The sequence below is a fragment of the Actinomycetota bacterium genome (assembly GCA_019347575.1).
Taxonomy (GTDB): Bacteria; Actinomycetota; Nitriliruptoria; order Nitriliruptorales; family Nitriliruptoraceae; genus JAHWKY01.
The window spans coordinates 1-12409 of the sequence record JAHWKY010000004.1; the positions used below are offsets into that span (position 1 = coordinate 1).

The 12409-nt window shown below is 71.0% G+C and carries 15 protein-coding genes; 9 read left to right on the forward strand and 6 right to left on the reverse strand.

Going from position 1 to position 12409, the window contains the following annotated elements; genetic code table 11:
- Positions 1-292: catalase-peroxidase (locus KY469_03265; GenBank protein ID MBW3662096.1), on the reverse strand; the 292-nt coding region annotated here is incomplete at its 3' end.
- A gap of 158 nt (positions 293-450) precedes the next feature.
- Between KY469_03265 and KY469_03270 the strand changes: the two genes are divergently transcribed.
- On the forward strand, positions 451-900 hold the full coding sequence (locus KY469_03270; GenBank protein ID MBW3662097.1) for a response regulator: 450 nt from the start codon (positions 451-453) through the stop codon (positions 898-900).
- A 9-nt stretch (positions 901-909) separates the two neighbouring features.
- Here KY469_03270 and KY469_03275 read toward each other — a convergent pair whose 3' ends face one another.
- Complete coding sequence (locus KY469_03275; GenBank protein ID MBW3662098.1) at positions 910-1665, reverse strand: response regulator; 756 nt, start codon at positions 1663-1665, stop codon at positions 910-912.
- A gap of 126 nt (positions 1666-1791) precedes the next feature.
- Here KY469_03275 and trpD point away from each other — a divergent pair, with 126 nt between their 5' ends.
- From trpD to KY469_03290, 3 genes are all read left to right on the forward strand, one after another.
- A complete protein-coding gene (trpD, locus tag KY469_03280; GenBank protein MBW3662099.1) occupies positions 1792-2802 on the forward strand; it encodes an anthranilate phosphoribosyltransferase in 1011 nt (336 codons plus the stop codon).
- A gap of 46 nt (positions 2803-2848) precedes the next feature.
- Entirely contained in the window at positions 2849-3193 is a 345-nt protein-coding gene (locus KY469_03285; GenBank protein MBW3662100.1) for a tRNA-binding protein, read from the forward strand.
- A 92-nt stretch (positions 3194-3285) separates the two neighbouring features.
- The gene (locus tag KY469_03290) at positions 3286-5343 is read left to right on the forward strand and encodes a beta-propeller domain-containing protein (protein ID MBW3662101.1); all 2058 of its coding nucleotides are present in this window, start codon (positions 3286-3288) and stop codon (positions 5341-5343) included.
- Between the two features lie 6 nt (positions 5344-5349).
- Here the strand turns inward: KY469_03290 and KY469_03295 are convergent, their stop codons facing one another.
- Both KY469_03295 and KY469_03300 read right to left on the reverse strand, forming a co-directional pair.
- On the reverse strand, positions 5350-7098 hold the full coding sequence (locus tag KY469_03295) for a DEDD exonuclease domain-containing protein (protein MBW3662102.1): 1749 nt from the start codon (positions 7096-7098) through the stop codon (positions 5350-5352).
- A 433-nt stretch (positions 7099-7531) separates the two neighbouring features.
- A complete protein-coding gene (locus KY469_03300; GenBank protein ID MBW3662103.1) occupies positions 7532-7843 on the reverse strand; it encodes a WhiB family transcriptional regulator in 312 nt (103 codons plus the stop codon).
- 399 nt (positions 7844-8242) lie between these two features.
- Here KY469_03300 and KY469_03305 point away from each other — a divergent pair, with 399 nt between their 5' ends.
- The gene (locus KY469_03305; GenBank protein ID MBW3662104.1) at positions 8243-9118 is read left to right on the forward strand and encodes a 3-keto-5-aminohexanoate cleavage protein; all 876 of its coding nucleotides are present in this window, start codon (positions 8243-8245) and stop codon (positions 9116-9118) included.
- 119 nt (positions 9119-9237) lie between these two features.
- Complete coding sequence (locus KY469_03310; GenBank protein MBW3662105.1) at positions 9238-9819, forward strand: DUF3152 domain-containing protein; 582 nt, start codon at positions 9238-9240, stop codon at positions 9817-9819.
- An 8-nt stretch (positions 9820-9827) separates the two neighbouring features.
- Here KY469_03310 and KY469_03315 read toward each other — a convergent pair whose 3' ends face one another.
- Positions 9828-10175, reverse strand: coding sequence for a hypothetical protein (locus KY469_03315; GenBank protein MBW3662106.1), 348 nt, complete (start codon positions 10173-10175; stop codon positions 9828-9830).
- Positions 10172-10990 carry a bifunctional DNA-formamidopyrimidine glycosylase/DNA-(apurinic or apyrimidinic site) lyase gene (gene mutM / locus KY469_03320; protein ID MBW3662107.1) on the reverse strand — a complete coding sequence of 273 codons (819 nt, stop codon included), beginning with the start codon at positions 10988-10990 and terminating at the stop codon, positions 10172-10174. Before mutM ends, KY469_03315 begins: the two co-directional genes overlap by 4 nt.
- 71 nt (positions 10991-11061) lie before the next feature.
- Here mutM and KY469_03325 point away from each other — a divergent pair, with 71 nt between their 5' ends.
- From KY469_03325 to KY469_03335, 3 genes are all read left to right on the forward strand, one after another.
- A complete protein-coding gene (locus tag KY469_03325) occupies positions 11062-11634 on the forward strand; it encodes a DUF309 domain-containing protein (protein ID MBW3662108.1) in 573 nt (190 codons plus the stop codon).
- A gap of 5 nt (positions 11635-11639) precedes the next feature.
- Positions 11640-11906 (forward strand): hypothetical protein, encoded by a 267-nt coding sequence (locus KY469_03330; GenBank protein MBW3662109.1) that lies wholly within the window; start codon positions 11640-11642, stop codon positions 11904-11906.
- Positions 11907-12096: 190 nt separating this feature from the next.
- Positions 12097-12399, forward strand: a complete 303-nt coding sequence (locus KY469_03335) for a hypothetical protein (protein MBW3662110.1) — start codon at positions 12097-12099, stop codon at positions 12397-12399.
- Positions 12400-12409 lie beyond the last annotated feature (10 nt).

Consider the following 12409-nt stretch of genomic DNA (forward strand, 5'->3'; position numbering starts at 1 on the left):
CAGCAGCGTGCCAGCTCATCCGGATGAACAGCGGCCCGTAGTGGCCGTAGTCGGCGGGCCACCAGTCCTGCGACGTCGTCATGACCTCGAAGACGTCCCGCTTCAGCGCTTCGACGTTGAGGTCCTCGAACTCCTCGGCGTAGTCGTAGTCCTCGCCCATGGGGTTGGCCCGGTGCGAGTGCTGGTGGAGCACCTGAAGGGCAAGCTGGTCGGGCCACCAGTCCCGGTTCGACCTGGGCCGGGTCCGCTCAGGCTCCGGGGCGGGGATGACGGGGTTCTCGCTCTCAGACACGTCGACCCTTCTCCTCTCGCGATCTCCACTTCACTGCTGGTGCATCGCACCCGCGAACGATGCGATGTAGCAGCATCGATGTCAGTCTAGTGGGGCCGAGTTGCTCGACCTGGATCCGTCCGGGAGGATGCTGGGTCACCACCCCCTGGAGGAGCCACGTGCGCGTCCTGATCGTGTCCGAGGATCCCGCCGTGCGCTCACGCGCGGCGACCGCGCTGCACCTGCACGGGGAGGCGGACGTCGTCCACGCCAGTGGGGCCGAGGAGGCGCACGCCCTGGTCACGGCAGGCTCGTTCGACGTGATCGTGATGGACGGCGACCTGTCGCCCGAGGGCGGGTTCTCGGTGCTGTACGAGATCCGTGCTCAGGGCGAGCTCCGCGGGGAACTCACCCCGCCGGCCGTGGTGATGGCGGGGCGAGCCGATGACCGGTGGTTGGGAGACTGGGCGGGCGCCAACGTCGTGCTGGTCAAGCCGGTGGACCCCTTCGTGCTCGCGGCGCGGGTCGCGGAACTCGTCGGCGCGGCACCGGCTCCCGCGGATGCTGGCGACGAGTCCGGAGGGGAGGTCCGGGCCGCACGCCACGACGGCATCGCGCCCGGCACCTGACGACGACCCTCAACGCTCGAGCAGGCGCGCCATCGTGTCGGCGACGTCGTCCGGAGGGACCCCTAGCTTGCGTGCGATGCGCTTGCGCGTGGCGTACACGTTGCTCCGGGACACACCCAACTCGTCGGCTAGCTCGCGGGCGCCGCGCCCCCACCCGAGCTGCTCGGCGACGTAGCGCTGCTTGTCGGTGAGCCGCGACAGGCGTGTCAGCTCCTCGTCCGTCGGAGCGTGCTGACCGCCCTGCGGCTGCGGGGCGCGCTCGATCTTGGACCAGCGGACACCGCCCTCGCCGGTGCGGCCCGAATCCAGCTCGGCCAGGCGCTGCAGCAACGTCCGGACGCGTTCACGGCGACGGTCACGTTCCTCGTCGTCCGGCTCCGTGAGGCTCTCCTCGACCGCTCGGAGCAACGTCGCCATCTCGAACGGCTTGGTGACGTAGCGGATCGCTCCTTGGAGGTGACCGCGGATGAAGTCGCGCTCCTGGCTGAGCGCGGTCAGCATGACGACGGGGATGTCCTGTGTGGCGTCGTGCTCCTTGAGCGATCGCAGCACCTGCCAGCCGTCGAGGACGGGCATCATCACGTCGAGCAGGACCAGGTCGGGGGGGTCGCTGCGGATGCTCGCCAGCGCCTCCGCCCCGTCCGCCGCCGTGTCGACGGTGTACCCCGCGAGCTCGAGGTTGATCCGGACGAGCTGGGACAGGTCGTCCTCGTCCTCCACGACGAGGACGCGTTCGCCGTCGCCCTGCGAGGGTGCTGGCCCCATGTACCTCTCTCCGCTGCCCGGATCGCAGCCGGGTTCCGTGCGTACCGTAGTGTGCAGCCTCATCCCGAGGTTGGAGGCGTTCCTGTGGGATCGGCCGAGGTCGTGTGGGGCGACGTGCTCGAGGGCCTGCTCGACGGTCACGATCTGAGCGAGGAGCAGGCCGAAGCGGTGCTGGGCGCGATCATGGCGGGCGAGGCCGAGCCGTCGCAGGCAGCCGGCTTCCTCGTGGCACTGCGCGCCAAGGGCGAGACCGCGGCCGAGCTGGCCGGCCTGGTCCGGGCGATGGTGGCGGCGGCGGTGCCGCTGGAGGTCTCCGGCCCCTTGGTGGACACCTGCGGCACGGGTGGTGACCGGGCGGGGACCTTCAACATCTCCACGGTGTCGGCCGTGGTGGTCGCGGCCGCCGGGGCGCGGGTGGCCAAGCACGGCAACCGAGCGGCATCGAGTGCCTGCGGATCGGCTGACCTGGTGGAGGCGTGGGGGATCGACCTCGAACTGCCCCCTGCTGCCGTCGCCACGACGATCGAGGAGCTCGGTATCGGGTTCCTCTACGCGCGGTCGTTCCACCCCGCGATGCGCCACGTCGGTCCCATCCGTCAGCAACTCGGCATCCGCACGGTGTTCAACGTCCTCGGCCCGCTGTGCAACCCGGCTCACGCCGAGCGGCAGGTCGTCGGGGTCGCCGACGCGGCCCTCGCCCCGGTGATGGCCGAGGCACTGGCCCGGCTCGGTCGACGGGCGATGGTCTTCCGGGGTTCCGACGGGCTCGACGAGCTGACGACCACCGGCCCCAGTGACGTGTGGGATGTGCGGGACGGCGAGGTCACACCGGGCACGATCACCCCGGACGAGCTCGATCTGCCCCGCGTGCGCCCCGAGGATCTGCTCGGGGGGGACCTCGACACGAACGTCCGGATCGCCGAGCGGGTGCTGGCTGGCGAGCCGGGACCCGCTGCCGACGCGGTGGCCCTCAACGCCGCGGCGGCGCTCGTCGTGGCCGACGTCGTCTCCGACCTCGCCGCAGGCGTGGCCCGCGCTCGAGAGGTGCTGTCCTCGGGAGCGGCCATGGAGCTGCGCGACCGGTGGGTGGCGCGAGTCCGCGAGCTGCAGGGCGAGGAGATGGTGGACGGTGACTGATCGGCACCGCATCGACCCCGCGACGCGCCCCTACGACCCGGCGGAGCTGGCGCGCAAACCGGAGGTCGAACCCGGTGACTTCTTCTCGATCGACCTGCGTGTCGGGCGTGTGGTCGCGGTCGAGCAGTTCCCGGAGGCGCGCAAGCCGGCGTGGAGGATCCGGGTCGACTTCGGACCGGTCGTCGGCGAACTGGCCTCCAGCGCCCAGATCACCAACTACTCGGCTGACGAGTTGAACGGACGGCTCGTCGCGGCCGCGATAAACCTGGGGGAGAAGCGCATCGCCGGCTTCGTGAGCCAGTTCCTGGTCCTCGGGGCGCTCGAGCCCGACGGCACCGTCCGGCTGCTCGAGATCCCCGAAGACGTCGTGCCCGGATCGCCGATCGCCTGACGTGGAACTCCGGCCCCCCGGGCCGCGTCCCACCCACCAGGCAGCGATCGATCGGGAGTCGGATCATGCGGCGGATGTTGGCAGGAGCGACCGTGGTCGTCCTCGCGGCGGGGGTGGCGCAGGTGGTGACGCAGGAGCCGGCGCCGCTGGAACCCGGTCCGGCACCGATCGCGGTCGGACACGCTGCCGCGCTGCGGACCTTCGAGGCCTGCGATGACGCGCTCGCGCACATCCGCGCGGAGGCGGCCGATCGCGTCGGACCGTGGGGCCTCGAGGGCCAGTACTGGGCGTTGGCCGACGGCCAGGCGGTCGCCGCCGAAGGCGATGCCACCAGTGGCGCGGGCCTCGACGACGCTGCAGCCCCGGCGGCACGCGTCGCGGGAGCGGACTACTCCACGACCAACGTCCAGGAGGTCGGGGTCGACGAGCCCGATCTGGTGAAGACCGATGGGTCCTACCTGTACACGGTCGTGCAGGGACGTCTGCGCGTCCTCGACGTGCGGGGGGCGGACCCCGCGGTTGTGCACGACGAGCCGCTCGGCAACTCGTGGGATCACCAGCTGCTGCTCGATGGCGATCGGCTGCTGGTCCTCAGCTCACGATCAGGCGTCTTCGCCGGCCGGGAGGCGCCCGTGGACCAGCCGATGTCGGACGTCGCCTTCACGCCGGTCCACGATCTCGGGACCGCCACCGCGACCCTCTACGACGTCAGTGATCCGGCCGCCCCGCACGAGATCGAACGCCTCGACGTGGAGGGTTGGCGCGTCGCCGCTCGGATGATCGACGGGGTGGCACGGCTGGTCGTGCGCGCGGACCCGGCCGGCATGCCCTGGGCGTTCCCGATGGAGGGCGGGCCAGAGCAGGAGCGGGCCGCGTTGGCGGCCAACCGTGAGCTCGTGATGCGTTCGACCCTGAGTGACTGGCTACCAGCGGCGGTCCACACCGATCGCACCGGCGCGACACCTCTCGTCAGCCGGGAACCGATCGTCCCCTGCGACCGTATCCACACGCCGGTCGAGTTCTCGGGGTTCGGATCGCTGTCGGTGCTGACGCTCGACCTCGCGGGCGGGTGGGACGATGCCGAGGCCGCCACCGTCCTCGCCGGAGGCGACACTGTCTACGCCTCGGCGACGTCGCTGTACGTCGCCACCAACCGGTGGATCGAGCAAGCCGCCGACGGGCAGATGGGGGACGGGGCCGACGACGCCATCTGGAGGCCGTGGGTTCCGGGAGCGACGCAGACGGACCTGCACGTGTTCGACATCGCCGACGCGTCGGGTGCGACCTACCTCGGGTCCGGCTCGGTGCCCGGTCAGCTGCTGAACCAGTTCTCGATGTCGGAGCACGACGGGTACCTGCGCGTCGCCACCACCGTGGAGGCCACCCCGGAGCGCCCCAGCCAGAGCGCGGTCCGGGTGCTCGAACTGCGTGGCGATCGCCTCGCCGAGGTCGGGTCCGTCGGTGGTCTGGGACTCGATGAGCGCATCTACGCGGTCCGCTACCTCGGCGACGTCGCGTACGTCGTCACGTTCCGCGAGACCGATCCCCTCTACACCGTCGACCTGTCCGACCCCACGGCCCCGCACGTCCGCGGCGAGCTGAAGATCCTGGGCTACTCGGCTTACCTGCACCCGGTCGGGGACGGCCTGCTGCTGGGCATCGGTCAGGACGCGACCGAGCAGGGGCAGACGCTCGGGACCCAGGTCTCGCTGTTCGACGTCAGCGATCTCGACGCGCCCCGCCGCGTCGCGAACACGACCGTGCAGCAGGGCTACTCCGACGCGGAGTACGACCACCACGCGTTCCTGTGGTGGGCGCCCACCGGGATGGCGATGCTGCCGGTCAGCATCTGGAGCGATACGGGATCGTGGTCAGGCGCCATCGGTTTGCGTGTGGACACCGGGGCGCGCACGCTCGACCGCGTCGGCCAGGTCAGCCACGACAGCATCCTGAACGGGGCGGTGGCGCAATCCGACCCGGCTGCGGACCCTGCTGCGCTGGAGGAAGCCAGGGTCGCTCTCGCCGAGGGTTGGGTCCCACCGATCGTACGCTCGGTCGTGATCGACGGGTCGGTGTACACGTTCAGCGAGATCGGCCTCGTCGTCGCCGATCTCGACACCCTCGAGGTGGAGTCGTCGCTGGCGTGGTGAGCGGTCTCACGCCCCGCGGCGTGCCACCTTCGTCCCGCTGAGCACCTGCCGGTCACGCCGTACGGCACGCTCGACGTGGCGGGCCTCGCGCCGGGTGATCGCGAGGGCGGCGCCGCCCGCCACGGGTTCGGCGTACGTCCCGTCGGACCAGAGCACGACCGCCCCGTCGTCGAGCCACGACCGCACGAGACGCAGCTCGGCGACGGCGTCGGGACCGATCGGTCCGGGACCGGGGGGCGGGTGGGGGAGCGCACCCAACCGTAGGCGCAGCTCGTCCACGTGCGGCAGGGTCGCGGCGACCTCGGTTGCGACGAGTCGCCCCTGCCGGATCAGCGCGATCTCCCAGCCTTCCTCCGAGGGACACGCTGCGAGGAGCTCGGGCACCCGCGCCAGGCTGTCCAGCCGGCGCGCTTCGCGCAGCAGCGTCGCCGCGGTGTGCAGGCGTGCGCGCACGCCGGCTGCCCGCTCGAAGCGCCCGGTACGCGCGAGCTGCAGCATCCGGGTCCGCAACGGTCCGAGCAGCGCGTCCACGTCGCCGGTGAGTGCGGACACGTACCGACCGACGGTCGCGCCGTAGTCGTCCACGGACTGCGTGCCGTCGCACGGGGCACCACAGCGCCCGAGCTCCTTCAGCACGCACGCCCCGTGGTCCTGGGCCACCCGGATCCGCATCGTGCACTGCCGCAACGGGATGGCCTCGTGCACCGCCTCGACGAACTCCTCAGCGGTTCGTCGCGACGCCACCGGACCGAGGTAGTGCGCCCCGTCGTCACGCGGCTGGGTCACGATGGACAGCCGCGGGAAGCGCTCGCGGGTCAGCTTGACGAACACGGCCCGCTGGGGGTGACGTGACCTGCGGTTGAAGCGCGGTCGCTCGTCCTGGATGGCCCGCACCTCACGCACCTGCGCCTCGAGGTCGGTCGGAGCGAGGTCCCACTCGACCCGCGCCGTCAGCCGCACCATGTCGGCGATCCGTCGGCGCCGGTCCTGGCCGAAGTAGCGACGGAGACGCTGGCGCAGGTTCCTGGCCTTGCCCACGTAGAGCGTCTCGCCGCGCTCGTCGAGGAAGCGGTACACGCCAGCCGCATCCGGTGCGGACCTGACGAGGTCCACCTTCCGGAACAGCGGGTCGGACGTCGAGCGGCAGTAGTCGAGCAGGTCCTCGAGCGTGACGACCCCGAGGCTCCCGGTGCGCTCGAGCAGGCCGTGGAGGACGTCGACGGTGGCACGCGCATCGGCCAGCGCCCGATGCTCGGGTGTGAAGCGGCTGCGGAGGTGGCGAGCCAGGGTGCTCAGACGGCAGTCGCGAACCTCGCCGCCCAGAGCCCGGCGGGCCAACCGTGCGGTGTCCACGACCGTGTTGGTCAACCGAGGCCGTCCGCTGCGTGCCAGCTCGTGGTCCAGGAAGCCGACGTCGAAGCCGGCGTTGTGCGCGACCAGGACCCCGTCACGGAGGAACTCGAGCAAGCTGGGCAGGACGGCCTCGATCGGCGGGCTCGAGCGCACCATCGCGTCCGTGATCCCGGTCACGGCCGTGACCGCCGCCGGCACTCGGCGCCCGGGGTGGACCAGGGTGTGGAACTCGCCCAGCACCTCACCAGCACGGACCTTCACCGCCCCGACCTCCGTGATGCGATCGCTCGCCGGTGACAGACCCGTGGTCTCGAGATCCACGACTACGAAGGTGACGTGGATGAGCGCCGGACCGAGGTCCTCGAACGATCGCTGCGTCGCCCCGGCGGTCTCGCCCACCACCGCTGCCCTCCGTTCGCCGTGGCGCGTGTCGGTCGTGCACCAGGAGCGCTGGCCGCTTGAACGTACGTTCCGTACGCTAGCGCGGCGGCGCTGCGGCCGGGCCGCACGATCAGCGGCAGCCCAGCGGAACCACATGCCTGTGGTTCATCGTGGTGGGAGGGTGTGACACAGCGAACTCCGCAGCCGTCGAGATCGAGCAGCCGGGTCAGCAGGTGGCCCCCCGAGCTGTGCGCTCGGAGCACACCCGGCGCCGTTGCCGCGGCGGGATCTACCCGGGAAAGACGACGCCCCGGCGCGGGGGGAGCCGGGGCGTCGAGGTGCGAGGCGAAATCACCGAGGATCTGGAGGGGGAAGCCAGACCTCTCGATGTTGCGGGGAGGACACCGGGACTCGGGCGGGGGGGTCCGAAGCCCGGTGAACTGCAGCTCGGCCGCTACGCGGCATCGTGCTGCTTACGACGGTCGCGTTCCTCGCGTTCGCGACGTCGTAGGTCTCGGATGATGGCGCGGCGTTCGGATTCCTGCATGCCGCCCCAGATGCCGTACATCTCGCGCTCCTGGATCGCGTGCTCGAGGCACTCGCGACGGACAGGGCAGGACTGGCAGAACTCCAGAGCGCGGCGCTGGTCGTCCTCGTCGAGGGAGAAGAACAGATCGATGTCCGCGTCGCGGCAGGCCGCGCGCTCCTGCCAACCACCGCCGGCGTAGGGGTGGTCGACGCCGAAGAGCGTGGGGGAAACGGCCACAGCGGTCCCTTCGTCGGTCGTGGCGCCAGGGTCTGCTCGTCTCCCTCGCGCCGTTCTGGTCCCAACCGGGAGGTGCGCCCTGGACGCTGACGAGCGGCCTGTCGGCTCAGGCTCGTCGAGCGCACGTCGTACCTCCCCGCGGTTCGCTTGCTCACGGTCCGTTCCGGCTCGTCGATGACGGGACGCTACGGTGCCGTCCGCCGCCCGGACCGGCGACACGTGGGAAGCATGGTCGATGCACCCGCTACCCGGTACCGACGGAAGTAGGGGTTCGGTCGCGCCGGCGCGGCCGCCGGTCCGTACGGCCAGGCACAACCCGGCCCTCGGGACCCCCGCAGACGGCCAGGGAGAGGGTCGAACAGCCTCGGAACGGGCAGTTCGGACACCAGGAGGAGCACCATGGCGTTCTCGGATCCGTGTGTGGTGACCTGTGCCATCAGCGGCGCGGTCACCACGAAGCAGCAGCACGACGCGATCCCCTACACCCCGGAGGAGTACGGCAAGGAGGCCCGTGGGGCGCGAGACGCGGGCGCCGCCGTGGTGCACATCCACGCCCGGACCCCCGACGGGACGCCGACCTGGGAGGTGGAGCACTACCGCGCCATCACCGACGCCATCCTCGAGGCCGCCCCCGACATCATCATCAACTACTCGACCGGAGCCGTCGGTGTGCCCCTCGAGACCCGCCTGCGGTTCCTGCGCGAGTTGAAGCCGGAGATGGGCGCGCTCAACATGGGCTCGATGAACTACGCGAAGTGGTCCAACTCGCGCGACGACTTCGTGTTCAACTTCATCTTCGAGAACTCGTTCGACGACATCATGGCGTTCGTCGAGACCATGCACGACAACGACATCCTGCCGGAGATGGAGTGCTTCGACGTCGGCCACGTCGAGTCCATCGAGCCGCTGGTGGCCAAGGGATGGCTGCGCGAACCGATGCAGTTCTCGCTCATCCTGGGGGTCCTCGGCGGTATCCAGGCCGACCCGCGCAACCTCGCGCACCTGGCGTCGCGGGTGCCGCCGGGCTCGAACTGGGAGGTCATCGGCATCAGCCGGGACCAGTGGATGCTGATCGCCGCCGCCGCGTCGCTGGGCGGCAACGTGCGGGCCGGACTCGAGGACAACTTCTACCTGGCGAACGGCGACTTGGCGTCGGGCAACGGGGCGTTGATCGCCCAGGCCGTGTCGATCGTCGAAGCGCAGGGCCGGCGCACCGCCACCCCCAACGAAGCACGCGAGCTGCTGGGTCTTCCGATCCCCGACCGCGCCCGCTGATCCGCACGATCGGCGCCCTCCTCGCCGCGGTGCTCGCGGCGTGCTCTCCAACGGCGCTGCCTGCCGGCTCGCCGACGACCTCGGCGGTCCCGGCGCCGGACCCTGGCTCGCCGGTGCCGATGTCCCCGACGTCGTCTCCGGAACCGCGCGGGACCGAGGTCCGCTACCGCGTCGAGGTGCTCGCGTCGGAGCTCGACCCGGCCGCGGTGACCGCTACGATCGATGCCATCCTGACCGATCCCCGCGGGTGGAGGCGTGCCGGCTTCCTCTTCGTCCTCGCCGATGGTGGGGAGCACGTCATCACGGTCGCGGAGGGCCCCGAGGTCGACGCGCGCTGCGCCCCCTACGACACGGGCGGTCGCTACTCGTGCCAGCTCGGCCCCACCGTCAACCTGAACGCGGACCGCTGGCGGACCGCGACGCCGCAGTGGCCCGGTTCGCTGGAGGACTACCGCGTCATGCTCGTCAACCACGAGGTGGGACACCTGATCGGACTGCACCACCCCAGGCCACAGTGTCCAGGTGCGGGTCTCCCCGCTCCCATCATGGCGCAGCAGTCCACCGAGCTGGGCGAGTGCCTGGCGAACCCCTGGCCGCTGCAGTGGGAGATCGACCTCGCAGCGAGCGGCACGGAGCCGTTCGCACCCGGCTACGAGTCCGACCCGCCGGGGCGGCCCTCACCTCCGCCGGTCACGCGGTGAGCGATCGATCACGCGACGTAGCTGTACACGAGGTAGCCGAGGGTGGCGAGGGTCGGCAGTATCGCGAGCAGGGCCCACCGGGTCCAGGGCGTGAGGACGAGCACGATCCGCGCGACGACGATCCCACCGACGTGCAGACCTGCGCCCACGAGGAGCATCCCGAGCGACCCGAGGAGGTTCGCGTCGCTGAGGCACCACGTCCCGTCGCCGCAGAACTCGGGGTCGACGCCGACGTAGATGCCGAAGAGCAGCGCTATGGCACCGAACCAGGCGGTGATGGCCACCGCCACGGCGGCACCGACCCAGCGCAGCGGCTCGAGCCGCACCTGATCGACGAGTCGCTGCCAGGCCGTCACGGGCGCTGACACCGGGCGCAGTAGGTCGTGCCCCGCTGCGCGACGACGATCTTGCGCATCGGGGTACCGCAGCGACGGCAGGGCAGGCCCTCCTGGCCGTAGGCGTCGAGGAAGTCGGCGTTGCGACCGCTCTCGCCGTTCACCATCCGGTAGTCGCGGAAGGTCGTGCCCTCACGCTCCACCGCCTCGCTCAGCACGGCACGGATGGCGCCGTGGAGCGCCTGGGCTCGTGAGCGTCCGACCCGACGCGACAGCGGGTGGATGCGGGCCCGCCAGAGCGCCTCGTCGGCGTAGATGTTGCCCACCCCCGCGACCAGACGCTGCCCGAGCAGCGCAGCCTTGACCGGTGCTGTCGTCGCGCTGAGCCGGGCCGCGAACGTGTCCGGGTCGAAGTCGTCGGTGAGCGGCTCGGGTCCCAGCGCGGCCAGCGTCGGGATCGAGGCGTGGTCGCCAGCGGGGACCACCGAGACCCTGCCGAAGCGGCGTGGATCACGGAACACCAACGTGCGACCGTCATCGAGATCGAAGGTCGCGCGGGCGTAGGCATCACGGCGGTCGAACGCGAACGAACCCGTCATCCCGAGGTGCAGCACCAGTTCCTGGTCGGGCTCGCCACCGGCGCCAGCCTCGACCAGGGGCAGCAGCAGGAACTTGCCACGTCGCTCGACCGCGATCACGCGGCCCCCGACCGCGTCGTCGACGTCGTTGAAGCGCTGCTGGGGGTGATGGTCCCACCACACATCGACGATCGTCCGGCCCGTCAGCTCGGGAGCGAGCTGACGGCGGACGGATTCGACCTCGGGCAGCTCGGGCACGGGCCGAGCCTAACGAGTGACGTCACCTACGCTCCCGGTGACGCTACGACTCAGAACACTCGGAGCAGACCGTGTCCGATGACCGACCACGTGACGTGCGCCGGTTCGACCGCGACCGCGATGCGGCGGGGCGGCCCGAGAACGCGCGACCGCGCGACCTGCTCGGGCAGCCACTGCCGTACGGGACGGAGCGGACCGATCTGGCGAGGGACTGGGAGTACGACACCGTCGAGGAGGCGCTCGCGACCGGTGTGGAGCTGTGGAACCACGAGCGCTACTTCGAGGCGCACGAGTGCCTCGAGGATGTGTGGCACCGCGCCCTGGACCCCGACCGGCTGTTCTGGCAGGGCGTGATCCAGGTGGCGGTTGCGTGCTGCCACCACCAGCGCGGCAACGCCGACGGCGCGAGCGCGCTGTTCGACCGCGCCGCCGACAAGCTCGAGGCGTACCCGGATGTGCACCACGGCGTGGACGTGGAGCAGCTGCGGGTCTTCGCGCGCGGCGCCGCGGAGGCGGTTCGCCAGGCCGGCTTCACGGTCGAGATCGGCTACCCGGAGTTCCCAGCGATGGACGACGGCCCGTGGTTCGAGCGGGGCGCCGCCGCCACGCCTCTGGGAAGGTCGGATGAACGGCGCACGACGTGAGCGACCTGGCCGCCGGACTCGAGCCGGGTCAGCGCTACCGCTGCGACGGTTGCGGCAACGTGACCCGGTTCGACGTGGTCGAACGGGCTCGCACCCGCCGCTACCACCACGTGGACCTCGCTGGCCACGCTCACACCGAGGAGGAGGAGGAGGTGCTCGAGCGCACGACCGAGTCGGTGACGTGCCGCTGGTGCGGCCGTGACGACGCCATCTCGGTCGAACCCGTGCCGGGGGGAACGGACGGATCGGACATGGACGCGTCGGCCTCGTAGATGCCCGCCGCGGGCCCCCCCGAGGCGGTACCGTGTGTGCATGGAGCCGAGCAGCAGGATCAGGTCCCGTCTCAGCGGGGGGACGGTTGCTTGGATCCTCGCCGTCGCTGGCGCCATCGTGGTCGGCACGATCGTGGTCGCGAGCCGTTCCCGTCGCAGGGCGGCCGATGCTCCGATCGTGGAGGCCGACGTGCCATCCGCATCGCCCTCGGGTGTCGTCGCCAGCGATCGAGAGGAACGACGCCGTGGTACGCCCCACGACCGCGGACGCATGCCAGCGTACGCGCTCGACGTCGAGCGGATCCGGACGCGGGAAGGCATGGAGCCGGTCGTGCAGTACCTGACGTTCATCCAGTCGCAGCGTGGAGACGACTCCACCCTCCTGTTCGTCAGGTACGAAGACATCGATGCCATGGCTGCCATCGAGGGCACCGAGACGGGCGACTTCCTCGAGCGCCTCGATCAGCTCGGTGTCGTGGTGTCCAACAACTGATCGGATGACC

Coding starts and splice junctions, on each gene's coding strand:
- KY469_03310 (MBW3662105.1), top strand. CDS start 9,238: ATGTCCCCGACGTCGTCTCCGGAACCGCGCGGGACCGAGGTCCGCTAC.
- KY469_03305 (MBW3662104.1), top strand. CDS start 8,243: ATGGCGTTCTCGGATCCGTGTGTGGTGACCTGTGCCATCAGCGGCGCG.
- KY469_03275 (MBW3662098.1), bottom strand. CDS start 1,665: ATGGGGCCAGCACCCTCGCAGGGCGACGGCGAACGCGTCCTCGTCGTG.